This window comes from Gracilibacillus massiliensis (assembly GCF_001458115.1).
In the GTDB taxonomy this organism is placed as follows: Bacteria; Bacillota; Bacilli; order Bacillales; family Amphibacillaceae; genus Gracilibacillus; species Gracilibacillus massiliensis.
Genome location: NZ_CZRP01000011.1, coordinates 359,408 through 386,284, shown reverse-complemented (window position 1 = coordinate 386,284; position 26,877 = coordinate 359,408). Strand labels below are relative to the sequence as shown.

The following is a 26,877-nucleotide window of genomic DNA, read 5'->3' as shown; positions in this document are numbered from 1 at the left end:
ATTCTAAATCCCCTTTCTATTTAACGGCCCCAAGCGTCATCCCTTTTACAAAATATCTTTGTAAAAATGGATAAATCATAATGATAGGTAAACTTGCCACAATCGTCATTGTAGCTTGAATCGATTTTGGCGTTACCAGGTTACTTCCACCATCCGCAGAGTTGGCAAAAGCGGATGCCATATCACCACTCGAAGTCGTACTAGAATTTTGCAATATTTTCATTAATTCATATTGTAATGTGGTTAAGTGCTCTTGACTAGAGTTATATAAAAACACGTCAAACCATTGATTCCATTGAAATACCGCCACAAACAAAGCTACTGTTGCTAATACTGGTAATGACAATGGTAAAACGATTTTGAAAAATATTCTGAAATCACCTGCACCGTCGATTCGGGCAGATTCAAAAATACTCGTTGGTAATCCCTCTATAAAAGATCTCATAATAATTAAATTAAAAGCACTTATTAGAGTTGGCAAAATATATACCCAAAAAGATCCTATTAGTTGCAGATCTCTCATTAACAAGAAAGTAGGAATTAACCCACCATTAAAATACATCGTCATAATGAATATGATCGTTACCGAGCGTTTGAACATAAAATTCGGTTGCGCAATAGCATATGCTACCATTGCTGTACAAAAAAGTCCTACACCGGCGCCAATGACCGTCCGTAATACGGAAATAAATATGGCCTGATAAATCGCTGCTTTATCAAATACATGCTCATAATTACTCCAAGTAAACTCTCTCGGCCACAAATAAATGGAACCTTTCACCGAGTCTGTCGCCTCATTTAATGATATTGCTAATTGATTTAAAAAAGGATATAGCATAAAAACGCATAGAATAAGCATGAAAATTATATTACTTGTATCAAAAATAACATCTTCTTTTGTTCGCATAAACCCTGCTTTTTTTCGTTTAAACATTTTGCATACCTCCTAGTAAAGTCCGCCTTGGCCCATTTTCTTAGATAATGAATTCGCTGCAATTAAGAATACAAAACTTATTACGGTTTTAAACATTCCAGCTGCTGTTGCTAATGAAAAGTTGAACATGGAGATACCATATTTAATTACAAACACATCAATATTCTCTGAATATTCAACGTTTTGTCCGTTACCGAGTAAGTATTGCGGTTCAAATCCAGCTTCGAGAATGTAGCCAATATTCATAATTAAAAGGACAATAATAACTGACTTCATACCAGGTATGGTAATATGTAAGATCCGCTGAATTCTTGATGCACCATCTATCTTTGCGGCTTCATATTGTTCTTGATCAATCATAGAGATAGCAGCCAAATAGATGATGGCATTCCAACCTACATTTTTCCATGTTTCTGCAGCACCTAAAATTCCCCAGAAATACTCACCTACACCTAACCATAAAATTTCATCCTCGATTAATCCTAAACCAGTCAATATTTCGTTTAAAATCCCATCTATCGAAAGCACAGAAGAAACTAGGGCAGCAGCCACAACCCATGAAAGAAAATGAGGTAAGTAACTGATGGTTTGTACTACTCTTTTAAATTTCATATTAGATAATTCATTAATCAAAACTGCAAGTGTTATCGCTGTAACAAATCCCAACACTAAGTTTATTAAACTTTGTGCCAAGGTGTTACGGAGTACGCCTAAAAATCGATCATCTGTAAATAAAAATAGAAAATGCTTAAAACCAACCCACTCCTGTTCCGAAAAACTTATAGCAGGTTTATAATCCTGAAAAGCCATTGTCCAACCCCATACTGGTAGATATTTAAAAATAAATACCCAAATAATAAATGGTATTGTCATCCACAATAGGGCTTGTTGCTGTTTACATTTTTTTAAGAATCCTTTTATTCCTCTTGGTTCAGCCTCTGTTATCGATTTTGATTTTATTGCATCGGTTTGGCCTGCCATAGATATTCCCCCTCTTTTATATTTATCTTTATGTTTTCGGACCATTAGGCAATTCATAGGTTTGCCTAATGCTCACCATACCTAGCATTCTAATAAAGAATGGTCCGAAAACAACAAAGTAATTCATTTTTTAAAAGCGGAAGGCTGTGTAATCAGCCTTCCACTCTATTATTCAGCTGCCTCTGTGGCTTTTTCAGCTATCTCCATTTTACGTTCAACAGAATCTTGAATAACCTGTTCGTACTCTTCATATGGAAGTCCTTCAAATTCATCTAAATAAGAATTCCATTGACTATCAAATTCACCAGGTTCTGCAAAAATAAGCTCTGGATATTTTCTCTTCATTAAATCATCTAATTGTTGTTCATATAACTGTGCAGGTGTACCCGTTTCAATTGGTGTATCCCATGCAGGGAACCAAGGTCTCTCATCAGGCTCTGCGAATAATTCGGTAAATGTTTCAATACCATAAGCTTCTAAGAACTCCTTATCTCCCTCATCGTACATCATCGTGGCGACTTCCGGTTGTTTCGGTGGTTCTACAGCGTTACCATCTTCATAGAGACCATTCATCCTTGGCCAACCCCATTCAAAGTAACTAAAACCAAATTCATCACGGAACTCAGTATTCCTAGTTTCTGCAATTTGCTCTTCCGTACGAATGTAGCGACCTTCGTCGTTTACTTCATATGTTTCACCTTCAATACCCCAAGTAATAAGTTTTTGAGATTCTTCTTTAGCCATATGATCTAAAAACTTAATAATTCTGATTTGGTCTTCTTCAGAAGTACCTGTGGTAATCCCCATACCTGGTGAAGCTGCAAATCCTACTGGATCTAGGTATTGATCTTTGATACCTTCCTCAAAAACTACTGGGAATGCCATGTAATCATTATAAAAATCTTCATCTTGGTAAAGTGTGTCAAGAGCTTGACCTACTTGCCAACGATAATCGAAGAAACCTACAACACGACCAGAAGTAATTTTCGCTAAATACTCATCGTAATTTTGAGTGAACGCTTCTTGGTCAAATAATCCAGCCGCATTTACTTCATTTAATTTTTTTAACCAACGCTCTGTCTCAGGTTTGTTCCCATAAACATTTACATCTAACGTATCCATATCTACCATGATTCCACCGTCATTCGGATAACCCGCTAAATGATTTGGTTGATTTGATAGTGCAAAGAATCTCCAATCATGCGTTAACGCTGTAAAACCGATTGTGTTCGCACCGTCAATTTGTGGGTTAGCTTCTGTATACTCTGCAATGATATCAAAATAGTCATCTAAAGTTTCTGGTTGTGGATAATCTAGTTCTCGTAACACATCTCGCTTAATCCACCAACCACCTTGCTCAAGATTTGCAGGCTTCACAAAACCATGTGATGCCCCAGATGGTATAATGTAAATATTTCCATCATCACGCTTCATAAATTCTAAATAAGGTCCATACATTTCCATAATATTAGGTGCATGTTCTTCTAAAAGATCATTTAATGCAACAAATCCACCTGCATCGATAACCGCATCAGTTGATTGCTCTGCATTTAATAGTTCCGGATACTCTCCACTTGCAATCATAGTTCCGATTTTTTGATTTACATCACCTACGATATGCTCAATGTCAAAATTAACCCCTGTTTCTTCTTCGAACATTTTACCTATTGTTGTTTCAGAAGTATTAATGTCTTCTCCTGGTCCTGAACCATCAAAGAAATCAAATGTATAAACTTCTCCATCATCTTCTGCAGTTGATTCTCCATCTGAATCATCGTTTCCACCTTCGTTATCATTACTTCCTGTCTCGCTGTCATCACTACACGCTGCCAATAACATCAAAAATGCAACAAGTAAACTAAATAACCATAATTTCTTTTTTCCTAACATCATACTAATTCCCCTTCCTTTTTTAATTTTCTTTAGAAGACTTAATTTGTAAGCACTTTCATTCTATCTTTAATTAGAGTGAATTGTTACCCACCAAAGTTTAGATGATACTTTGAAAAATAAAGAGAGACTTATTCGGAAGGTAATGTCCGTCCATCTCACTACGCTTCTTTGTTAAAACTATAATCTTGTAGTCGGAGGATTACACCGCGATAAAGTACGTGTATCAACTGAGTATATGTAACAAAAATCGTAAAAGAAATGTAGTCCGATTCCGAACTACATTTCTTTGCCAAAATTTAATGGGATTTTTATATAAACTGTCATGCCTTCTTTTTTATTTCTTCTGATATTTAAAGTAAAATGGTCATCATAGTACATTCTCAAACGTTGATAAACATTACATATTCCTATACTTTCCCCAGCTATTTCATCTAAGTTTAAGGATTGCATGATTTCTTGATATTTTTCTTCAGACATTCCCACCCCATTATCTTCAATGATGCATTCCAAGTGTTTATCATTTATCTCCATATAAACATTAATTTTCCCATTGCCTTTAAGAGGCTCAATCCCGTGAATACTAGCATTCTCAACAAATGGAATAATCGTCATATTCGGTATTAAGATATGTTCTGCTCGGCTTGAAAGATGGATCTCATATTGCATTTTCTCATCAAAGCGATATTTTTGAATTTCTAAAAATGCTTGGATTAACTGAACTTCTTCTTTGACTGTTACAAAATCTTTATCCCATGTTATCGAATTTCTAAGTAATTGTGCCATATTACGAATAATATCAGCAGTCTCCTTTTCTTCCTTTAAGAGACTTCTCATTCTTATTGTTTCTAATACATTAAATAAGAAATGGGGATTTATTTGGCTTTGTAATGCTTTTAATTGTGTCTCTTTTTTCTGAATTTCTAAGTCCTTTTTTTGAATCTTGACAACATATACATCATTAATAAGATCTTTGATTTTTTTTGACATACGATTAAATTCTGTTGTTAGTACTCCTATTTCATCTCTATATGGTTTTCCTTCAATAAGTTCAAAATTTTGATCTTTCACTTTTCTCATCTTTTTGACAATAGTATTCAAGCGAAAGTGAATATTACCTGCAAGATAAACGATAAATAAAGTCGGTATTACAAAATTCCATAATGCTAAGTACAAAATGGAAGGAAGAGACTTTCGTACTTCGGTCAACAATTGATCTTCTGGAATTACCCCAACCAATTTCCAATCTGACATATATTGCATTTGATAAGACTCTTCGAATACTAATGAATTTTCTGGAATATCAATGCTATTAAACGGAATATATTCCGATGACCACTGTACTGTATCATCCGTAGTGAATTCGATTGTATTATTCTCATTCAGTAAAAATATTTCACCTTCAAATGTTTCATTTGTAAAGATCTGATGAATAAAACGTTCATTTAGATTAATCATAATTACTTTCTCATTTGAAACAGTATCACTTGAGTCAAGCGCTCTTACGACTACAAATTGCTCTAACTTACCATTTTCCTCTTGTCTTCTTGTAACTACCGGATATTTCTTTCTTGTATCCATGGTAGTTTTATACCAATGTGAGTTGATTACTTCCTCATTAATATCATATATACCTCCTGCTTTGATTACAGTTGGATTATCTGTAAATAAATGAATCGATCTTATTGAGGAATAAATTGGTGTAAACTTATTAATATCTCGAAAATGAGTATTATACGCTAAAATAAAATCCAAAGGTGATTCATAGTTTTTATTGAGAAATTCATATACAAACGCATCCGAATAAAGCACTGAGGCGATTCCGGCAGCATCTTCCACACCTTGATTAAAGCCATTCTTTACTTGACGTAAAGCTAGCTCATTGTCATGAATCTTTTGATTACGTACATTTTCAGAGGTAACATGATAAAAAATCACATTTGTTAAAACGATAGGCAAAAAAACAGAGAACATGTAAATTAATAATAACTTATTTTTTATCCTGATATCATTTAGATGGATTTTATTCATATACTACCTTCTAACTTATCTGTTCCATTAATTTTTTCCGGTACTGTGAAGGGGTAGTGCCGACATTTTTCTCAAACTGTGTAACAAAATAGTCTGGATTCGTAAAACCTACTTTTTCCGCTACTTCATATACTTTCAGGTCTGTTTTTCTTAATAGTTTCTTCGCCTCATCCATTCGTACTTTTAGTATATAATCTTTAAAATAGATGCCATACGTTTTTTTAAATAGTTGTCCCATATAGACGGGATTCATATAAAATGTAGTAGCAATAGACTTCAACGTAATTGGTTGATCGAAATGCGAATGAATATACTTCTTTATTTGATGGATCGTTCCCTTCATATTATTATGATTTAAGTTTGCTAATAATAAAGTGGCTTCTTTTATAAATTGCAACCATAATTCTGTTAATTGACCTAAAGTCAGTGAAACTTCTTCCCACTCTAACATTTCTTTTAATGTTGAAATCTCTTGTTCATCTCCATCCACTTCTTTTATCGATTTTAATATTTTATGATTCAATCGGTTCACAACTGTACGAAAGGCATCTTTAGCAAAATTCAACTCAGTACATGCTTCTATCATTTTGGTTAACTGTTCTTCGATTTTTCTTTGACTATTCTCTTCAATAAATTCAAGCATATCGTCATAGTAGGACTGATCAAGGTCAATAAAATATACATCTTTTTCCTCTATCATTTTAGATGTAATAATTTGCTTATTTAACAGATATTTAAATTGCACACACTTTTTGGCTGATTTGTAGGATGTAGCTAATCCATCAATTCCGTTTACTGTATTTCCACTATACAAGTTAATATTCAACTCTAATTTTGTCGTATACGTATTATATTGTTGAATCAGGAATTGTTCTAAGGTGAGTTTGTTTGCTTTTAAAAAAAGATCATTTATTACCAGTCCAAAGCAATTCACATTATCTTCAAACCAAATATAATGTTCTTGCCCTTCTAATGTTAATAATTCGTTCTCAATAGCGGTGAAGCAACTTTGGTAGTCGATTCCCATGCTGTTAAATTCAGCTTTCAAAAACGTATACGTCTCTGCTGAAAAAAAGGGGTGTTGGTAATTTTTGTCCTTTTTGCACGATTCGTCAAATATTATCTTTTTCATTTCTGTCATTGCTTCCATTTTATCTTGAAGATGTCGAGACTCACAGTCCTTTTGGATAGTTGTCGCTACTCGTTCTAATGTTTGATGAATTTCTTCTTGATCGACAGGTTTTAGAATAAAATCTTTCACACCATACCTTAGAGCACGCTGAGCATACTTAAAGTCCGTATAGCCACTAATTACGATAAAATAAGGTGAATACGTCAATGACTCTTTCGTATATTTAATGAGATCTAAGCCATCAAGAACAGGCATTCTAATGTCGGTTAAAACAAGCTCTGGCTGTAACTGTTGTATATCCGCTAAGGCATCTTCTCCATTATCAGCTTCGCCACAAATAGTAAAGCCATAAGTTTCCCAATCTATCAATGTTTTAATCCCTTTTCTAACATACACATCATCATCCACTAAATACACCTTATACATGTCCTTGTTCCCCTTTCTTTAAAGAGTTATTTTCTGTTTCTAACAATCTCTGTTGTTTCACTTCAAATCGTTCAAATGCCATAATCGATAATCTTGTAATAATATAAATAGGTAAACTGACACCGATTACCGGCAAAAGACCTGGAATAAAGCTCCATAGATAATAAAGCAAAATCAATGATATCCCAATACCAAGGGTAACTAATGGACTAAAAACACCAATAACAATTGCATGCTTCATTACCTGACCAATACTTAAATCAAAATGCGCCATAACTGGAAACGTATACATTATTGTAATTAGATAGATAAAGGCCACAACACACAATACAACTAAGAATAAAAATTGGAAGGTGCTAGTATTTTGTAATATCCATTGTAAATCAACAAATAAAATATACCCTGCCACCAAAAATAGAAGTCCAAATAAATTCGATTTTATAAAATAATGCTTATAAGCTTTTAGAAACGATTTATGGAAAGAAATTTCCTCATGTACATGCCATTCTCTTATGGTTGTGGTTAATGCCATGGTGGCTGGAAATAAACCGAAAATAATTAATCCAGCTAATGTAGAGATAATCCAAAGTAAATTAAGATACATGATCCACATTAACCATTCTAAAAATTTATAAAAACCATTTGTATTTGCTGATTTCATTAAATAACCCACCCCTTCATGTAAACGCTTTACTTTTTAAAGAAAAAAATTTACTTTGTTTATTCATCGGACATACTTTTTATATTATACTATATGTGGAAAGAAAAAAAGGGCATATGTTAATTTCCTTTTCGAACTAGTATGACAGTATTTATTATATCATCACAGATCTATTTTGAGAACCTAAAGGAGGATATTCATGAAAAAATTGTCAGCATTTCACAGTAACCATTACCGGAATTTATTATTAGAATACGGTTATGATCAAACAGAGATCGATACTAAGGTAAAACAAACCTGGGAGATGTTATTTCATTCCGACCATCCCGATACAAAAATCTATTATGAGGTTGGAAATGATTTAGGGTACATGCTTGATACAGGAAACGATGATGTACGTACGGAGGGCATGTCGTACGGGATGATGATGGCAGTGCAAATGGATGAGAAAGACATCTTCGATAGAATTTGGAATTGGTCGATGAAGTATATGTATATGGAGGAGGGAGAAAATGCCGGTTATTTTGCCTGGTCTTGTGCACCAGATGGTACTAAAAACGCATATGGCCCTGCTCCAGATGGCGAAGAGTATTTTGCCATGGCACTGTTTTTTGCCTCAAATCGCTGGGGAGATGGTGAAGGTATCTATCAATATAGTAAACATGCCAAGGATTTGCTCCATAATTGTGTACATAAAGGAGAAAATAATGATGGCTATCCGATGTGGAACCCTGATAATAAATTAATTAAGTTTGTTCCAAGTGTGGAATTTTCTGATCCATCCTATCATATTCCTCATTTCTATGAACTTTTTGCATTATGGAGTTATGAGGAAGATCGTACTTTTTGGAAAGAAGCAGCGGAGGCTAGTAGGCATTACATTGCGAAAGCTGCCCACCCAATAACAGGTTTGTCACCTGAATATGCATTTTATGATGGTACTCCGAATCATATAAGAGGATTTGGTCATTTTTTCAGTGATTCTTATCGTGTGGCTTGTAATATTGCCTTAGATTATGAATGGTTTCATGATAACTCCTGTCCAGTAGTCGTCAATGAAAAATTGCAAGCTTTTTTTGCAGATAAAAATCCAGAAGATTTTCGCCGATACGATATTGCAGGTGAACCTTTTGAGGAAAAGTCTCTCCATCCTGTTGGTCTAATTGCCACAAATGCGATGGCGTCATTGTCTACAAGTGGAGAAAACGCAAAAAAATGCGTTGATTTATTTTGGAATACTCCAGTGAGAACTGGTAATAGAAGGTATTACGACAACTGCTTATACTTCTTTAGCTTGCTGGCGCTTAGTGGTAATTTTAAAATATGGAAGCCCCAGTAGTAAGTCAACATTATATTTAAATAAGAAAAACCGGGAAAGCCCGCCCGTTCCTTTTAGTAATAATTTTGAAATGGATAATAGATTTAAAACCCGCTTCGGCTTGCCCACTTCGCTTTCCAAGGGGCGTGTCTTCAGCTAACTTTTGTAAAGAAGTTCACTTTACAAAAGTGGATCTTCAGACCACGCTGATCCCTTAGGAGTCGAAGTGGCCGCCTGCGCTAAATGATGCGCTACAATGAGTGTAAGTAGTGATATCGCGACTTTTATTTCATATTGTTAATAAGCTTCGTCAAGTTAGCTGTCACAAACGTTGTAGAACTACTTTATAGCGTAGGCCGTCCGCTTCCACTCCTGTGGCATCTGTTTTCCCTGAAGATCCACTTTTTTGAGCGGTTTGTGCTCGAAAAAGTTAGCTGAGGGGAAAACGCCATGGAAAGGGAAGTGGACAGCCGGAGCGATGGATTAACATACACTACATTTGAAAATGACTACTTTGATAAAAATGCCTTGATACCGCGGATTATATACTTTCCTTGCTTAGAACTGAAAAAGCCGAGCGATTCAAACTTCTAATCGCTCGGATTGTAGTTTTAAGCATTCGCGTCTTCCATAGTCTCATAGTTGATTTAGTACTTTCCACCTGTTGTAATGTTATTGCTTGAGAAATTCTCTACAGATTTACCCTTCTCATAAAAGTGATCAACCGTCGATAAGATTCCCTCTCTCGTGTAAAAAGGACTTTTTTCTGTCAAAGGTAAAGATACTGTCTTTTTTGTGTTAGCAGATTGATAAATGGCTGTAATTAGTTCCAAGGTTTGCCGGCCTTGAATGCCATCTACTAGCAACTTCGCTTTTTCGTTTATCGCATCTATCATATTATTAATATGACCTGGATGGCCTTCATATTCAAGGTCAGGTTGCTCTTCAAACACTTCTGTTAATCTTTGCTCAAGTTCAGAATTATTTTCGGGAAAGCCATTTTCCTGAGAAATGGATGCTTTTACCTTCCAAGGAACAGACACGCGTGCCTTCTCACCTTGAAAAATAAGTTGTTGTTCTTCCCCATGGTGGACAACCGAACTGGTGATTTGAGCCAAACTGCCGTCGGGGTAACGAGCAATCGCAATTGAAATATCTTCGACTTCTGCGTTATCATGTGCAGTATTGCTTGTCACAGCCGTCACTTCTGTCGGTACCCCTCTCATCCACTGGAAAATATCGATATGATGGACGGCATGATTTAGAGTACAGCCACCACCTTCTTTTTCCCATGTTCCACGCCACCATAAATCATAGTAGCTATGACCCCTCCACCAAAACGAATCAACCTGTGTATGCAAAATATTACCGATCAAATCTGTATCCAACACTTTTTTTAAGTTCATCATCGGTGTTGTGAACCGATTTTGAGCGACTACCGATAATAGTTTATCATTTCTAGCAGCTGCTTCATTCATCGCATCGCATTCTTCAAGTGAAGAAGCCATAGGTTTTTCGACTAAAACATGTTTTCCTGCATTCAACGATCCAATCGCAATTTCAGCATGTGTGTAAGGTGGGGTACAAATCGAAATTAAATCTACCTCTTCCTTCTCCAGGAGATCTTGATAATTATCATAAATGTTGACATCTAGATGAAAATCTTCCTTTAATTTTTGTGCTTTATCCGGGTAAATATCACATAATGCGACAATCTTACACTTACTCGAAAAACCCAAGTAACCCTTTACATGTGAAGGACAGATAGCACCTGTACCAACAATAGCTACATTTAACATTCCATTCGTCCCTTTCATTTGTTTTTAGAGAAAACCCTTACATTTTAACTTACTACTGTAGAATAACAAAGATGAAGAGGATATTCCAAGATCTTTGGCAATACCCTCTTTGTATTTTCTATTTACGAAATTTCATCAAATCATGATTTAATTCTTTTGTTTTTGTATAAACATTCTTGTATAAATCAAACAGTTGTTGATATTTCTCCACATTAGTAGCAATTGGTTGATAGGTTTCGGCATCTTCTAAAAAGTTATCTGCGCAGTCTTTTAGTGAACGAAACCATCCAGATCCAAATGCCGCTAGCATAGCAGCACCCATTCCAGGACCTTGCTCACTCTTTAGCTTTACGATGTTAGCATTAAAAATATCTGCTTGCATTTGTAACCAATCAGGGTTTTTCGCTCCTCCACCAATAGAGTAAATCGTATCAATTTGTTTACCATTTTCTCTGAAAATAGCAATCGATTCATTTAGAGAAAAAGTAATCCCTTCTAATACCGCACGAGCAAAATCCTTGATCGTATGTGAGCTATCCATACCAATAAAACTACCACGAATTTGTGAGTCAGCATGCGGAGTTCTCTCGCCTACGACATATGGTGTAAAAAGAAGACCATTTGCACCTACTGGTACTTCACCTACTCCGTCTAAAAGTTCTTCAAAGCTTTTATCAGCAGCAAATGTGCTCTTAAACCAATTTAAGCTGTGTCCAGCTGCTAGAGTTACACCCATTGCATAATAAGCATTTTCTTCACCATGGTTGAAATAGTGTACTTTCCCTTGGTAATCTTTATCACCAGTTGGCTCATAGGATAGTACAACACCAGATGTACCTATACTCGCAAATGTTTTCCCTTCTGATAAAATGCCTGAACCAATCGCACCACACGCATTATCAGCTCCACCTGCAAAAACATCGGTGTCTGATGATAGACCTGTTTGCTCAGCTATAGCTGACGTTATTTTACCTACATTTTCATGTGAATCTACTAATGGAGGGCAGATAGAAATAGGGAGATCTAATAAATCACAAATTTCTTGACTCCATTCTTTTTCAGCCACATCTAACAAGCTAGTACCTGCTGCATCGGAATAATCCATGTGCAAGGTTTCGGTCAAACGATAGCGAACATAATCTTTAGGCAACACAAATGTTTTCGCTTTGGCGAATAGTTCGGCTTCATTTTCTTTCACCCATAAAATCTTAGGTAATGTAAAACCTTCTAGTGCTAAATTTTTGGTGATATCAATAAATTTAGTCTTTCCTACTTTGTCATATATCTCTTTACATTGTGCAGTTGTACGAGTATCATTCCACAGAATTGCATTACGAAGTGGTTTATTATCAGCATCAAGCAACACTAATCCGTGCATTTGTCCAGAGAAACTTAACCCTTCAATTTCAGAAACATTTCCCTTAAATTGTTCCACAAGTTCTTTTAAACCTGCTACTGTTTGCTCTACCCAGTCTTCAGGCTTTTGTTCTGAATATCCTGTTTTTTCTTGGATTAAAGGATAGTCTTTTGATACTTCTTGAACAACTTCGCCTGATTTGTTGACTAATAACAACTTTACGGCACTTGTTCCAAGATCGACACCAATCACATAACTCATCGTGACACCTCACATTTCATTTTAATTAGTTAGAAGACTTAGCCGTGATTTAGCTAAGTCTTCTAGAATTTAATTATTTACCTGCATATGCATTTAATAAATATTGATTAATCGTAGCTTTAATTACTTCTAAGCGACCTGATTTATTTTTGATTTCTTTCAGGTTCAATGCATGTTCTTCTAGTGATTTGAAGTCCGCTTTTCCTTCTACGATATCTTTACCAATACCTTCTTTAAAGCTTGCATAACGATCATCGATAATATTTTCAAAAACGCGATCTTCAACTAATTGGCTAGCTACTTTGTAACCTACTGCAAAGTGATCCATACCAGCGATATGTGCATGGAATAAATCATCTTGATCGAATGAGCCACGACGAGCTTTAGCATCAAAGTTTAAACCACCTGATCCAAGACCACCGTTTTTGATAATTTCATACATTGCAAGTGTTGTCGAATAAATATCTGCCGGGAATTCATCTGTATCCCATCCTAATAATGGGTCACCCTGATTCGCATCCACAGAACCTAATAGCCCGTTGACACGTGCATAACGTAGTTCATGCTCGAATGTATGACCTGCAAGTGTTGCGTGGTTTGCTTCAATGTTTAACTTGAATTTATCAGCAAGTCCATATTTCAATAGGAATGCATGTGTTGACTGAGAATCAAAATCATACTGGTGCGTAGTTGGCTCTTTCGGTTTTGGTTCAATTAAGAACTGTGCATCAAAGCCGATTTCTTTCGCATAGTCAACTGCCATTTGGAAGAAACGTCCTAGGTTGTCCTGTTCTAAACCTAAATCTGTATTAAGTAATGTTTCGTAACCTTCACGACCACCCCAGAATACATAGTTTTCTCCACCAAGCTCTTTACCAATTTCTAATTGTTTTTTTACTTTTGCTGCTGCATATGCGAATACGTCTGCATTGCTCGAAGATGCTGCCCCATGAACAAAACGAGGGTTGGTAAAGTTATTCGCTGTGTTCCAAAGTAATTTCACGTTGCTATCTTTCATATGATCCTTAATTAAAGAAACAATCGTGTCTTGGTTTTTATATGTTTCTCTTAGTGAATCACCTTCAGGAGCGATATCTACATCATGGAAACAGAAATACTCTGCACCTAATTTTTCGAAGAATTCAAAAGCTGCTTCTACTCTTGCTTTCGCCTGATCCATTCCATCATATTTGTCCCAATTACGAAGTGCTGTACCTGAACCAAATGGATCATCCAATGGAGCAGTGAACGTGTGCCAATAAGCAACACCGTAACGTAAGTATTCTTTCATTGATTTCCCGTTAATGATCTCTTCTGGATTATAAAATTTAAAAGCTAACGGATTTTTTGACTGCGGTCCTTCATACTGAATCTTGTTAACGTTTTCAAACCATGTCATTTATTCATACCTCCACATTACCTTGTTAGGTTAATTGATTTCGTGATTATTATATCAACTCTCGCAAAGTTTGTCTAGTCAATAAACAAAGATTATAGAATTATTTGATAAATTGTGTTAAAATAGTCCTAATAAAGTAAGACTTCAATCAGTGGGAGTCTAAAACTCCCACTGATTGCTAGCGAAATTTATCAGGAAGTTAGCGTCCGTTGATCCCCCACACTTAGCTTTTTTGCTGTTGCTCGACTCTTGAAGTGAGGTTTTACGGACGATTAAACCGTGATTAATTGAATACGGATGCAGAAAAGAGTGAATTGAATGAGTCAAACATGGAATCAGCATGTCGTGAAAAAAGAAAATAAAGCACTTGTATTAGAAACCATTCAGGAAAAAGCCCCTATCTCTCGTGCTAGCATTGCACAGGTAACTGGTTTAAATAAAGGAACGGTTTCCTCTCTTGTCAGTGAATTAATCGATGAAAAATTAATAAATGAATCTGGAACAGGTGAGTCCAGTGGCGGCAGAAGACCTGTTATGTTGTTACTTAATGAACGAGCTGGCTACACCATTTCTGTCGATTTAGGCGTGAAAAGTATTTTAGGTGTATTAACTGATTTACGTGGCAACATTATTAATGAAAAAAGAATTCGTTTCCAAAATGATAATGTTGATGAAGTTTTACATCTTTTATACACATTAATTAGTGAATTAAAATTAAACGCTCCTACTTCCGAATATGGGATTGTAGGTATCGGTGTCGGGGTACCTGGTGTTGTCACAACAGAAGGAGAAATACTACTAGCCCCTAACTTAGGTTGGAAGAAAGTACCTCTAAGAAAAATGTTAGCGGAACATTATCAAGTTCCGATCACAGTAGAAAACGAAGCAAATGCTGGTGCCTATGGTGAAAAAGTATATGGTGTAGGCCAGTTTTCAACTGAGTTAGTTTATGCCAGTGTAAGTGTTGGTATTGGTGTTGGGCTCATTTTAGACGGCAAGTTATATAAAGGTTTACGTGGTTTTTCTGGAGAGCTTGGACATATGACGATCGAAAAAGATGGAGTAGATTGTCGTTGTGGAAATAAAGGTTGTTGGGAACTTTATGCTTCAGAAAAAGCATTGATAGAACAGGCAGAAAAAAAGGGGTATAAAGCAGCTTCTGTCGAACACATTGTAGAAGCAGCAAATAATGGTGAATCGAAAGCAATCAAATTGTTAGAACAATTAGGGGATTACCTGGGTGTTGGTATTACCAATATTATTCATATTTTTAATCCAGAACAGGTCGTTGTAGGAAACACACTTCAATTAGCAGAAAATTACATAATGCCTGCTATTGAAAGAAGAATCGAAAAAAATGCAATTGGTTTTAATAAGAATGATGTCCAGTTGAATGTTGCTAAACTAAAGAAACATTCTACCGTTATGGGAATGGCTGCTTTTAATATCGAAAAATTTTTTAAGTCTAGCGAAAATGAAATCATGCCAAATTAATACAATGAAGTAACTGCACACTCTGTAAGGTGTGCGGTTACTTTTTTTATTTGTAATTTTCTATTAGTAATCACTTTGCCTCAAGCTACTACATAAGCTACATGGGGTGATGTCATGGATAAAGAATACCAACAATATCTTAATGGATTAGTCGAATGGGGAGAAAAGCTAAAAAATAAGTTACAGGAGTCCTCCATACCTGAAGAAGAAAAACTTCACGCCATTCAACAAGTTGAAATATGGCAAGAAAACATTTATGAGCTATTAAGTAAAGAAGAAGAAGACATTGATTATCAAAGAATACATGATCTAAGATTAGACGGCGAAAATATCATTCAAGAACTTAGAAGTCCTAAAAAGAAAGACAGTGTGCCTTATGGAAAGCATCAATTGCCACAACTTCCTTATAGCTATAATGCATTAGAACCGTATATAAGTGAGGAAATTATGCGATTACACCATACCAAACATCATCAAGCATATGTGGATGGATTAAATAAGGCCGAAGAAGCGTTATATACAGAAAAAAAAGGTAAAGAACCATTAAAACACTGGTTACGAGAACAAGCTTTTCATGGATCTGGTCATTATTTGCACACCATTTTTTGGTTTAATATGACACCTACCAGCGAGAAAAAGCCCTCAGGTGCTATTTTGAATCAGATCAAAAAGGATTTTGGATCTTGGCAAAATTTCAAAAAGCTTTTTACGGATGTTGCTAATTCAGTCGAAGGTGATGGATGGGCGGTATTGGTGTGGTCACCAAGAAGTGGAAGATTAGCGATTCAATCTTTTGAAAAACACCAATTATTTCAAGTACCTGATACCATACCATTATTAGTGTTAGACGTATGGGAGCATGCCTACTACCTACAGCACAAAAATGACAAAGCATCCTATATTAACAATTGGTGGAATGTAGTGGACTGGGATAATGTAAACCAACGATTTAACAAAGCACATCAATTAAAATGGGATTTGTATTAACGTCCTCTTACATGAAAACTAGCTAGTTGAAAAAGCAAAAAGACTGGGACATAACAATATTCTATAACTACAATCACGTACGATACAAAATGTATTGTTGTGTAATATATGGAATGCTGTGCAATAAATGATGTAGTAATTTTGAGATAATGTTTGGCGTAGAAACCGCTCCGGCTTGCCCGCTTCTCTTTCCACGGGTTTTTCTCCTCAGCTAACTTTGGTAAGCAAAAACCACTTACCAAAGTGGATCTTCGAATAAAAACATCCCGTAGGAGTAGAAGCGGACGCCTACGCTACTTTGATATTTTACAACGCTAGTATCAGGTAGCATTATTCTACTTCTCTCATGTAAAAAATTCGTTGCTTGGAGTAACAGCTCAAAATGCTATCTATCACAGTAGTTGTAGAAGCATTATATTAGCGCAGGCCGCCCACTTTCACTCCTGTGGTAACTTTTTACCTGAAGATCCACTTTTTCAAGCGATCTTTGCTTGGAAAAGTTAGCTGAAGGGAAAAAACCACGGAAAGGGAAGTGGGCAGCCGGAGCGGATATTTAGTAAATAAACCATTTCAAAAATACCACTCTGGCTAATAAAAACACATCAATTATTGCGTAGTTTCTTCCTAATACGTATGAAAATTGTTTGTTCCAGTCTTTTAATCCCTGTTCAACCATTCTTATTCCTAAACTTGACGATTGAGTTTAACTTTCTCTGCCTTTTTCTACTGCTTCAATAAATTGTTTTGCTTTTTTAGTTATATCAGTTAAATACTCTTCGGTTATTTTGTTTGTTGGTTTTACTAATGTACTTCCGGCACCGACAGCTACTGCTCCTGACTTAATATATTGACTAGTATTTTCAGCATCAATTCCACCTGTCGGCATTAATGGAATATGTGGAAGTGGGCCTTTTACATCTTTGAAGAATTTAGGTCCTACTACACTTGCAGGAAATACCTTAATCATATCTGCCCCAGCTTCATAAGCAGTTAATATTTCTGTAGGTGTAAATGCACCTGCCACTGAAACGGCACCATATCTTTTTGTCATTTCAATTGTTTCTTTCCTAACAGTTGGAGAGAATATGAAAGATGCACCAGCCATCATAGCGGCCCGAGCCGTCTCCGCATCTAATACGGTACCAGCACCCACCATTACTTCGTCCGCTAATTCATCTTTTACCTTTTCGATTAAGGTTAATACTTTTGGTGTTTCAACCGTAATCTCTAAGGAAGTTACTCCCCCATCACGTAATGCTTTCGCTATTGGAATAATGGTTTCTGGTGTTGTTTTTCGTATCACAGCCACTACACCATTATCAAGCATTTTTGATAACACAGTCATCCTGTTCACCTACCTTTATACGTCAGTATCTTCGATAACAATCACAAGTGTCACATCAAGCACAATTTAAACTCCACTATATGCCATAAATCCACCATCCACCGGAATACAAGTTCCGGTTACAAACCCACTCGCTTCTTCATCTACGAGCCAAAGTAATGTTCCCAATAAGTCTTCAGATGATCCTAACCGGCGCATTGGTGTGTGATCAACAATCTTTTGCATTCTTGGTGTAGGGCTACCATCTTCAGTGGTTAAAAGAGAACGGTTTTGATCGGTTAAGAAAAAACCTGGTGCAATGGCATTGACACGGACGTTAGCCTCCGCCATATGAACTGCCAACCATTGAGTAAAATTATTGATCGAAGCTTTTGCCGCACTATAAGCAGGCACTTTTGTCATCGGACTAGGTGCACTCATCGAAGAAATGTTAATAACTGTTGTTTTTCGTTCTACCATTCGTTCAGCAAAGATTTGCGTTGGAATTAAAGAACCTATAAAGTTTAAATTAAATACGGATGAGAATCCTTCGGTTGTCATATCAAAAAAAGTACGAATGGAAGGATCAGTGAGGTCCTCTTTATTAAACTTTTCTCCTGCAGTGGTACCGTCGGGATGATTTCCCCCTGCTCCATTAATGAGTACATCACAAGCACCATATGTTTGGTATACTTGATTTTCCGCAGCAAGCACGGCTTCCCGATCTAATACGTCACAACCGATCGCAATTGCTTCTCCACCCTTTGCTTTAATATCATCAACTACTTTTTCTGCTTTTTCGAGAGTTCGATTTAATACAGCCACTTTCATGCCTTGTCGTGCTAATTCTTTTGCCATCTCACCACATAAAACACCACCACCGCCTGTTACGACAGCTACTTTATTCGATAGATTAGTGTGTATTGGTAACATATTGCTCATCCTTTCGTTTTGATAATCTCAGGGCATCCCAGAGCCCCCACAAGTACATAATACCAAGAGCTCGATCATATAAACCATAACCAGGTCGACATTGTTCATCCCAAATATGTCGACCATGATCAGGTCTTACATAACTATCGAAACCAATATCATGATAAGCCTCAACAATTTGATTAATTGGTAATGATCCATCTTCAGTACGGTGAGAGGTTTCGATAAAATCGCCATTTTTAAATAATTTGACATTACGGATATGAGCAAAATGAATGCGTTCTTTAAATTCGTGAATCATTGAAATGATATTATTATCTTCTCGAACACCAAGAGCACCAGAACACAAGGTAATACCGTTATATTTACTAGGGACTAAATTGACGATTTCACGCAAACGCTCTTGTGTAGTAACAATGCGGGGGAGGCCAAATATCTCCCATGGTGGATCATCAGGATGTATTGCTAACTTAATATCATATTCTTCACAGATTGGAATCACTTTTTCGAGAAAATATTGCAAATTATCCATAAGTTCTTCTGTAGTTACTTTCTGATAAGCAGCAAATAAATCTTTCAATGTTTCTAATCGCTCCGGCTCCCATCCTGGCATCGTGTAATCCGGATTGGCAGCAATTTTTTTAACTAAATCTAATGGATTCATGTCAGTTACTTTAGCTTTTTCATAAAACAATGCAGTAGATTGATCTGGTAACGAACCAAATAAATTAGTTCGTACCCAATCAAATACCGGCATAAAGTTATAGCAAATTACCTTCACATCAATCGAAGCTAAGTTTTTTATTGTTTCTATATAATTATTAATATAATAATCTCGTTCGCTATGACCTAATTTGATCGATTCGTGAATATTAACACTTTCTACTACATCAAGGTGAAAATCATATGCATCTGCTTGTTTTTTTATAGCTTGAATACGATCCACAGGCCATACTTCTCCTGCTGGAATGTCATGTAATGCCCAAACAATTCCTTCAACACCTGGGATTTGTTTAATTTGAGGAAGTGTAACACTATCATTACCCTCACCAAACCAGCGAAAGACCATTCTCATCGTGCATACCTCCTCTTTGCTCAATAAATAGTGCGATTATGTTGATCATTTATCCCTGATTTCCGATAGAAATAAGTATTAATTTGATCACGCCATTCTCGAGCATTCGCTTTTTGTCTTTGCAGCCGATCTTGCACATTTTTAAAACGATCTTCATCAATGAAATGCTTTAGACTATCCCATTTTTCAATCAGACCATCGACTTGATCAAACCCTTTGAAATGAGTATCATAAATGTGTTGGATGATTGTTTTTCCACTTTTTAACGTATACTTGTATGGTACGTGATGGAAAAATAAAAGCAGTTCATCAGGACAGTGCTCCAAGTTATTATATGTGGACTGGTTTGGTTCCTCATATTGTTCTGTATATCCTGTACCTGTTTCTTTGGTTCGATCTACACCTATTCCATATCGATCAGCAAAGTGATAGGTTCCCCATCTCGAATATTCATATCCATCGATATTTGGACCATAGTGAACACCCGGTGTTACCATCCAACCTACTCCGAGAGGTGCAGTATAATTTTCATAAATTCCCCATGAGTTTAATAACATGTCTTCTATTGTTTCAATGATTGCTTCTGCATTACCAAAAGTTTGCATAATCCATTCTTGAGCAATCTCCTCTGCTGAAAGTGAAGGATCCCACGTTAAACGACCATACCCGTAAAGGTTAGCTTGCGCTAGTGTGTTTCCTGTCCAATTCTCATCATCACCAATATTGGAAACCGCTGAAATTCCACTGTATTTATAATGATGAATATTTCCAGCCACAATTTCTTCTATACTACTACCTTCACCTTTGATATGTGTATCAAACTGTAATACTTGTTTCCATTGTGGAATCAAATAGCACAAGTCAATCTGTTGACCTGTATACTCTTGGGCTACTTGAAATTCTATTATTTGATTGGTGTTTGGCATTGCACCTATCAAAGGGGAAACAGGTTCTCTTACTTGGAAATCCATTGGTCCATTTTTGATTTGCAAAATAACATTTTCATGAAAACGCCCATCTAATGGTTTAAAGTGATCAAATGCCGCTCTTGCGCGATCTGTTGAACGATCACGCCAATCTTGTAAACAATTATAAACAAAACAACGCCAGACTACTTTACCGTCAAAAGGTGCTAATGCTTCCGCTAACATATTGGAACCATCTGCATGATCTCGATCATATGTAAAAGGTCCAGGTCGATGTTCGGAATCCGCTTTGACAACGAATCCACCAAAATCAGGGATATATTCATAAATCTCTGTTACTTTATCTTTCCACCACTCTCGTACAGAATGATCTAATGGATCTGCTGTTGATGAACCACCTATAGCCATTGGACTGGCAAAGTTAATGCTTAAATATAATGTAACACCGTACGCTCTAAATATATCAGCAATTTCTTTAATTTCTGGTAAATATTTTTTTGTAATAAAGTAGGTTTCTTCTTTCCAGACATTAACGTTATTAATAGAAATAGCATTAATTCCAACAGATGAAAGGTACCTGGCATAATCCTTAATTCTCGATTTATCTTGAACAATCTTCCCATTTTTATAAAATATCGATTTACCAGAATACCCTCTTTCCACACTTCCATCTAGATTATCCCACTGATTTAACATACGGAATTGATTTTTCGGTTGTTGATACATCTCAAGATTCCGAAGATCTTTTTCAAGTTGTACTAAACGAATTAAATGGTGCACTCCATATAATACGGCGCGATCAGAATTTCCAATCACTTTTAATTGATGATCGCTACTAGAAAGAAGATACCCTTCATCATTGCTAGCCTTTAACTTTTGAATTTGTTTTGCATCAAGTACATTTTCAAGTTCTTTTGTGGTACCGATTACAATTTTCCCTGAAAAATCGTTCTCTTTTACGTCGACTGATTGATTTAGCATTTGAGATAGTGCCATATGTAGTTCTTGTTTAGCTGCTTCAATAGCAGGTGTATGACCAAAAACACTAATTTCATTTATTAATTGTTCATATTGCGTCGTGTCAGAAATCGGCCGATATTGTAACCACATATTATATTTAGTACGAGTCATTTCTAAATTCCTCCTTAATTACACAAAAAATTCTGGATGTTCTTGCTTTAATTTATTTTTTTCAATATCTACTAATTGTAAGTGTTCTATGGTAGACTGTTCAGCCAAAGTAGTATTCTTTAAAGAAACTGCTTCAAAAATCTTTCTATGTTGCGAAACAATAATATTCCAATCATGATTTACCGACAAACGTAGTAAGCGTAAGCGATCAAACTGGATATTCATGCGCTTAACCATATCCCATGTGCGGTTTTTACCACACCCTTTATATAATAATTGGTGAAATTCATCGTCCAATTCAAATAAACGTTGAAAAGAGCCTTTTTCTAATGAAAACTCTTGAAGAGTTAAATTGGATTCTAATTGTATTAAATCTTCCTCTTTCATCGTTTCCACAGCCTCTTTGACAATTGCTTTTTCGATATTTTCTCGAACAAATCGGCCTTCTTCTACAAGTTTTAAATCAATTTTTGTTACAATAGTACCAATCTGAGGAAAGACGCCTAATAGTTCTTCTTGATTTAACTTTAAGAATGCTTCTCTTACAGGCGTTCGACTCACATCTAATTTTTCCGATATTTCTTTTTCAGATAATTTTGTGCCCGGCGCAATATCACCATTCATAATTTGCGCTTTTATAGTATCATACACATAATCACGTGATGATCCTCTGGTTCTTTGGTTTTGAGTAACCATTCCTACACCTTCTTTATACTAGTATGGTAGATTCATTATACTGTTTTTACTTCTTTAATTCAACTTTAAAAACTTAATTGATTATCAAAATAAATAAACTTTTATATAATTACAAATGAATGTACCACTAATTAATTTTATAACTAGTATTCCCACAGCATTGTCCATTTTTGATCCTCTTCTAAAACAATAACCGGCTGATGGATTTCCAGATAGCCATATTTACTTTCATAAAAATAAATTACGGTTAATCTATAAGCTGTTTGAGGAAAGTTGTTTTCCTGATCAAGCTGATACCCTTCAATTTTTTCTGCATCTGTTAATGTGAACTCAAATGTATCCACTCCAAAGTGGTCAAAAAATACATGTGCTCGATCTTGTATATAACTAGTTTTATCGAATTTTTCTTTCATTTGAGAATGAAATAGTTCCCATGAATTTGAAAAATCTCCTTGTTGTTCATACTGATAAAAATCTTCAACAAAATTGATTACTTTTTGTTCAGTAGAGAATAGGCTGTTAAAAATATAGATCACTAGAATAACAATAATAGTACTCACTGCTGTCACTAGAATGAGTTTAGTGTAATTTTTTCGAGAGTAATATCGTTTTTTTCTCAATTTTATCACCCATTTTATAATTATAATATAATTCCTAGATGCCTTTATAAAGCATATTCAAATAATATATATATTATTATTCTGAGTTACTCACAAATAAAATAGTCCTAATTACCTATTGTAATCGTTTTCTAAATTTTATATACTGAAAACGGTTACAGTAATAGTTGTTGTGTACATATACTGTTCACGCCTTAATCGGTGTGAATCCATGTACAGTATTTTGATTCAAAATAGATTGTCCCCCTTTGCACCCTATTGTAAAATAGGGTGCCTTTTTTTGTTTAATGATAAGTTGGTGATCACAAATCAATACTGATAAATCTTAAAACACACGAACTAGCTATAATACGTATAGATGGGAAACTACGCAATAACCGGTTTGGTAATTTTGAAATGACTCATGTGCTAATATACCGCTCCGACCGGCCACTTCGCTGTCATGTTGCTTTACAACGTTTGTGACAGTTATCACTTGAGCTTTTTGCAAAGAATATCACAGTCATCCACTTGGGCATAAAAATCGAAATGCTAGCTCCTGCATACATTGTCGCACCTTATACTAGCGGAGGCCGCCCGCTTCAACTCCTGTGGGATTGTTTTATCCGAAGATCCACTTTTCCAAGCGATCTTTGCTTGGAAAAGTTAGCTAAGGAGAAAAGCCACGGAAAGGGAAGGTCGGGTAGATGGCAGGCGCGCGCATTCAATAGAACCACGTTTCCTGCAGCCCCCATACGATCCCGGACGGTCGGATTTCCCGAGTCCGGTTCTGACACTGGGTTTCTATCGCTATATAAGCCTTCCTTATGTATCCCAGGTTTAAATGCTGACACGCATGTTCACCCATTGATACATAAGTTTACTTATATGCTAGTCTTATGCCAATCATTCAACAGACTCTGTGTTCTGTTTATTCTTTGACACGGACGCCCAGTCGCCCAGAGGTCCTTCGCTCTACTCTGGTGTTACCTTTGTAGAAGCTTCATTCCATAAGCTTAGAAAGGCATTACCCTTTCCTCTTCGCTACTACGACCTCATGCGTCCATCCTAAATCCTCCTAACCATTTTCGCTTGTCACTTATATGGTTGGTCTTTGCTGGTTGTTGTCATCCCAGCTGGAAGTAGGACTTTCCCGTCGTTATCTCTGAAAATCTTTCTCTAGATGCCAGAACCCCTACTCCGGCTGCTTCTATGGTGCTCTTGACCGTTACTTCCCATAGAACATCGGCCTTCCCCATTGCCCAACCAGGTCGGCGCATCACAGACATCCCTTCAACAGCTTCTGAAGGGCGCTCGATTTCGGAGCTGCAGTATTCGTTAAAGCCTTCTAGCCTCTAGATTTGCTCGCCACTCTAGCTGTTCCGACCCATACTCTCTCTGCGTAAAGTTGAGCCGCAGTGACTTTTACTTCCAAGCAGAACGTGACTCGTTACCTCACCACGCATTGGATATACTAGTCATCCGAACCGGTCAATTGATGACAGGAGACTTTCACTCCATTAGATTCTCAGCCTTGACGGCTACTCCTGGGCAGCCGGAGCGATTGCTTAGCAGAAATATCATCTCAAAAAATGCACTATATTTACTTCGCAGTATCTTCCAAATGTGCAATAACTTTATGCTTCATTTAAATGAAAACGATTCAAGGAGATGCATTGAGAATGATAGTACTTTTTTTATCAATAGAAAAACACGCTCTTTTAATTAGAGCGTGTTTTTTACTTAATGCATTTCTGCTGGTTTAACATACGCTTGCTCGTTTTTGTGGAATACTTTTGCTTTTAAGAATGGGACAACGTAACGGTCTAATCCGAATCGACCTGCATTATATCCAGCTACTAATAAGAATAATGTGAGTAAAATCATTTGACCATTCGTGCTCACGGTTCCACTGAACAAGAAGGCAAAGTTCATGATGATTCCCATTAAGGCTGCGAAATTAGTAAACACTCCAAGGATCAAAGCAATACCAACTAAGAATTCGCCCCACATTACTACGAAAGTAAATATATCTGCACCTGGTAATGCTACTGTTTCTAGAAAACTAGCCCACCAACCTTGCACTGCAGGATGATCACCTGTCGCTTTACCTATGGCGCCTTGAATAAAACCTTCCGCATCAAAGCCTCCTGTTATCTTGCCCCAACCACCTACTAACCATTGATAACCAATATAAACTCGAATGAATGTTAACAGCCCTGCAACTACTTTATTGTTTCTTAATAAATTCACAAACATTTTAAACACTCCCTAAATTGTTTTTTTGTTCACAATTTCACATAATAAACTAAAAATTAATGGGTTTCTGCCACTACTGCTTTTGTTCGATTTTTTCTTTCCTCTGCAAATTTACGAATAAATGGAATTACATAACGATCTACTCCAAAGCGACCTGCATTATAACCTGCTACTAGTAAAAATACTGTTAGTAAAATCATTTGAGCATTTGTACTTACTGTACCACTGAATACAAATGCGAAGTTCATGATAATTCCCATTAAGGCTGCAAAATTTGTAAATAAGCCAATGATAAGAGCTATACCTACTAAAAACTCTCCCCACATTACAAGAAATGTGAATATATCAGCTCCCGGTAATGCTACACCTTCTAGGAATGCTGCCCACCATCCTTGTACCGCTGGATGTTCGCCACCTGCTTTTCCGATTGCTCCTTGTAAATAACCTGATGCATCAAAACCACCTGTAATTTTACCCCAACCTGCTGTCATCCACTGATACCCTAAATAAATACGAATAATTGCTAAAATACCTGCGACATAAACATTTTTCCTTAAAAATTCAACAAACATTTAACTCACTCCTTTTATTTGTTCAATATTTCACATTCATTTATGTGAATGTTTATCTTTACTACACTTATATCATATCATGTTTATAAACTAATTCAATTACTTTGTTCACTATTTCACATTTTGTTCAATGTTTTATGTCTAAAATGTGACAAGGGATTTATAAAAGAAGCAACCGTTTATAGATCAGAAACAGTTGCTTCTTTTAGATAGTAAATTATCTACCATATACATCCTCACGAACTCCTCGTTCGCCATTATCTGATGAACTTTGAACGGAATGATCTACGTTATTCGTAGATTGATCGTTATTACTAGTATATCGTTCATTTTCTATTTCCGCATTATGATAACTTTCCATTTCTTCATCTTCTTCTAGAGACTCGCTTAACTCATCTTTCTCTTCTTTGTCTTCTAGTTCGTCATCATTATCATTTGCTATACTTATACTGTTTTGCTCATAATGATTCATTTCACTTATATCTCTTGAATCGTGAAGAGCGTAAGGATATTGTTGAATAGCATTATTATTAAAGACAGTGTCACCACTAAGGTAGCTTTTGACAAACCACCCCACACCTATTAGTAAAGTAATTCCTAGTGCTATTGTAATATAAACCGGCATTGAATCTTGATTATTCTTCAGGACTCTCCCCTCCAAGCGTCACATTATCATACTACTAAATTACCAT

21 protein-coding genes are annotated in these 26,877 nt (G+C 36.1%); 3 read left to right on the top strand and 18 right to left on the bottom strand.

The window, feature by feature from the left end; all coding sequences use genetic code 11:
* Nucleotides 1-16: 16 nt before the first annotated feature.
* The 6 genes from BN3107_RS05510 to BN3107_RS05485 all read right to left on the bottom strand — a co-directional run bounded on the left by BN3107_RS05510 (nucleotide 17) and on the right by BN3107_RS05485 (nucleotide 8,055).
* Nucleotides 17-934, bottom strand: a complete 918-nt coding sequence (locus BN3107_RS05510) for a carbohydrate ABC transporter permease (RefSeq protein WP_058306621.1) — start codon at nucleotides 932-934, stop codon at nucleotides 17-19.
* Between the two features lie 12 nt (nucleotides 935-946).
* Nucleotides 947-1,915, bottom strand: coding sequence for an ABC transporter permease (locus tag BN3107_RS05505; RefSeq protein ID WP_058306620.1), 969 nt, complete (start codon nucleotides 1,913-1,915; stop codon nucleotides 947-949).
* Between the two features lie 168 nt (nucleotides 1,916-2,083).
* Nucleotides 2,084-3,808, bottom strand: a complete 1,725-nt coding sequence (locus BN3107_RS05500; protein WP_231735255.1) for an ABC transporter substrate-binding protein — start codon at nucleotides 3,806-3,808, stop codon at nucleotides 2,084-2,086.
* A gap of 276 nt (nucleotides 3,809-4,084) precedes the next feature.
* Complete coding sequence (locus BN3107_RS05495; protein WP_058306619.1) at nucleotides 4,085-5,836, bottom strand: sensor histidine kinase; 1,752 nt, start codon at nucleotides 5,834-5,836, stop codon at nucleotides 4,085-4,087.
* Nucleotides 5,837-5,846: 10 nt separating this feature from the next.
* Nucleotides 5,847-7,394, bottom strand: a complete 1,548-nt coding sequence (locus BN3107_RS05490; RefSeq protein WP_058306618.1) for a response regulator transcription factor — start codon at nucleotides 7,392-7,394, stop codon at nucleotides 5,847-5,849.
* Nucleotides 7,387-8,055 carry a YesL family protein gene (locus BN3107_RS05485; protein ID WP_058306617.1) on the bottom strand — a complete coding sequence of 223 codons (669 nt, stop codon included), beginning with the start codon at nucleotides 8,053-8,055 and terminating at the stop codon, nucleotides 7,387-7,389. Before BN3107_RS05485 ends, BN3107_RS05490 begins: the two co-directional genes overlap by 8 nt.
* Before the next feature lie 199 nt (nucleotides 8,056-8,254).
* On the opposite strand from BN3107_RS05485, the gene BN3107_RS05480 reads away from it, so the two are divergent.
* Nucleotides 8,255-9,394, top strand: coding sequence for a glycosyl hydrolase family 8 (locus BN3107_RS05480; protein ID WP_058306616.1), 1,140 nt, complete (start codon nucleotides 8,255-8,257; stop codon nucleotides 9,392-9,394).
* 626 nt (nucleotides 9,395-10,020) lie between these two features.
* Here BN3107_RS05480 and BN3107_RS05475 read toward each other — a convergent pair.
* From BN3107_RS05475 to xylA, 3 genes are all read right to left on the bottom strand, one after another.
* On the bottom strand, nucleotides 10,021-11,172 hold the full coding sequence (locus BN3107_RS05475) for a Gfo/Idh/MocA family protein (protein WP_058306615.1): 1,152 nt from the start codon (nucleotides 11,170-11,172) through the stop codon (nucleotides 10,021-10,023).
* Nucleotides 11,173-11,290: 118 nt separating this feature from the next.
* Nucleotides 11,291-12,790 carry a xylulokinase gene (xylB, locus tag BN3107_RS05470; RefSeq protein ID WP_058306614.1) on the bottom strand — a complete coding sequence of 500 codons (1,500 nt, stop codon included), beginning with the start codon at nucleotides 12,788-12,790 and terminating at the stop codon, nucleotides 11,291-11,293.
* 73 nt (nucleotides 12,791-12,863) lie between these two features.
* Complete coding sequence (xylA, locus tag BN3107_RS05465) at nucleotides 12,864-14,189, bottom strand: xylose isomerase (RefSeq protein ID WP_058306613.1); 1,326 nt, start codon at nucleotides 14,187-14,189, stop codon at nucleotides 12,864-12,866.
* 318 nt (nucleotides 14,190-14,507) lie between these two features.
* On the opposite strand from xylA, the gene BN3107_RS05460 reads away from it, so the two are divergent.
* A complete protein-coding gene (locus BN3107_RS05460; RefSeq protein WP_058306612.1) occupies nucleotides 14,508-15,683 on the top strand; it encodes an ROK family transcriptional regulator in 1,176 nt (391 codons plus the stop codon).
* A gap of 114 nt (nucleotides 15,684-15,797) precedes the next feature.
* Complete coding sequence (locus BN3107_RS05455; protein ID WP_058306611.1) at nucleotides 15,798-16,670, top strand: superoxide dismutase; 873 nt, start codon at nucleotides 15,798-15,800, stop codon at nucleotides 16,668-16,670.
* A 703-nt stretch (nucleotides 16,671-17,373) separates the two neighbouring features.
* Here BN3107_RS05455 and BN3107_RS05450 read toward each other — a convergent pair.
* The 9 genes from BN3107_RS05450 to BN3107_RS05405 form a co-directional block, all read right to left on the bottom strand.
* Nucleotides 17,374-18,015, bottom strand: coding sequence for a bifunctional 4-hydroxy-2-oxoglutarate aldolase/2-dehydro-3-deoxy-phosphogluconate aldolase (locus tag BN3107_RS05450; RefSeq protein WP_058306610.1), 642 nt, complete (start codon nucleotides 18,013-18,015; stop codon nucleotides 17,374-17,376).
* Between the two features lie 66 nt (nucleotides 18,016-18,081).
* Nucleotides 18,082-18,927 carry an SDR family oxidoreductase gene (locus BN3107_RS05445; protein WP_058306609.1) on the bottom strand — a complete coding sequence of 282 codons (846 nt, stop codon included), beginning with the start codon at nucleotides 18,925-18,927 and terminating at the stop codon, nucleotides 18,082-18,084.
* Nucleotides 18,908-20,002, bottom strand: coding sequence for a mannonate dehydratase (gene uxuA, locus BN3107_RS05440; RefSeq protein WP_058306608.1), 1,095 nt, complete (start codon nucleotides 20,000-20,002; stop codon nucleotides 18,908-18,910). Before uxuA ends, BN3107_RS05445 begins: the two co-directional genes overlap by 20 nt.
* 20 nt (nucleotides 20,003-20,022) lie before the next feature.
* On the bottom strand, nucleotides 20,023-22,059 hold the full coding sequence (locus tag BN3107_RS05435) for an alpha-glucuronidase family glycosyl hydrolase (protein ID WP_058306607.1): 2,037 nt from the start codon (nucleotides 22,057-22,059) through the stop codon (nucleotides 20,023-20,025).
* Between the two features lie 18 nt (nucleotides 22,060-22,077).
* Nucleotides 22,078-22,755 carry a GntR family transcriptional regulator gene (locus tag BN3107_RS05430; protein ID WP_058306606.1) on the bottom strand — a complete coding sequence of 226 codons (678 nt, stop codon included), beginning with the start codon at nucleotides 22,753-22,755 and terminating at the stop codon, nucleotides 22,078-22,080.
* A 143-nt stretch (nucleotides 22,756-22,898) separates the two neighbouring features.
* Nucleotides 22,899-23,375, bottom strand: a complete 477-nt coding sequence (locus BN3107_RS05425) for a hypothetical protein (protein WP_058306605.1) — start codon at nucleotides 23,373-23,375, stop codon at nucleotides 22,899-22,901.
* Nucleotides 23,376-25,097: 1,722 nt separating this feature from the next.
* Complete coding sequence (locus BN3107_RS05415; RefSeq protein ID WP_058306603.1) at nucleotides 25,098-25,613, bottom strand: DoxX family protein; 516 nt, start codon at nucleotides 25,611-25,613, stop codon at nucleotides 25,098-25,100.
* A gap of 56 nt (nucleotides 25,614-25,669) precedes the next feature.
* Nucleotides 25,670-26,185 (bottom strand): DoxX family protein, encoded by a 516-nt coding sequence (locus BN3107_RS05410; RefSeq protein ID WP_058306602.1) that lies wholly within the window; start codon nucleotides 26,183-26,185, stop codon nucleotides 25,670-25,672.
* A gap of 217 nt (nucleotides 26,186-26,402) precedes the next feature.
* Nucleotides 26,403-26,810, bottom strand: coding sequence for a hypothetical protein (locus BN3107_RS05405; RefSeq protein ID WP_058306601.1), 408 nt, complete (start codon nucleotides 26,808-26,810; stop codon nucleotides 26,403-26,405).
* Nucleotides 26,811-26,877 lie beyond the last annotated feature (67 nt).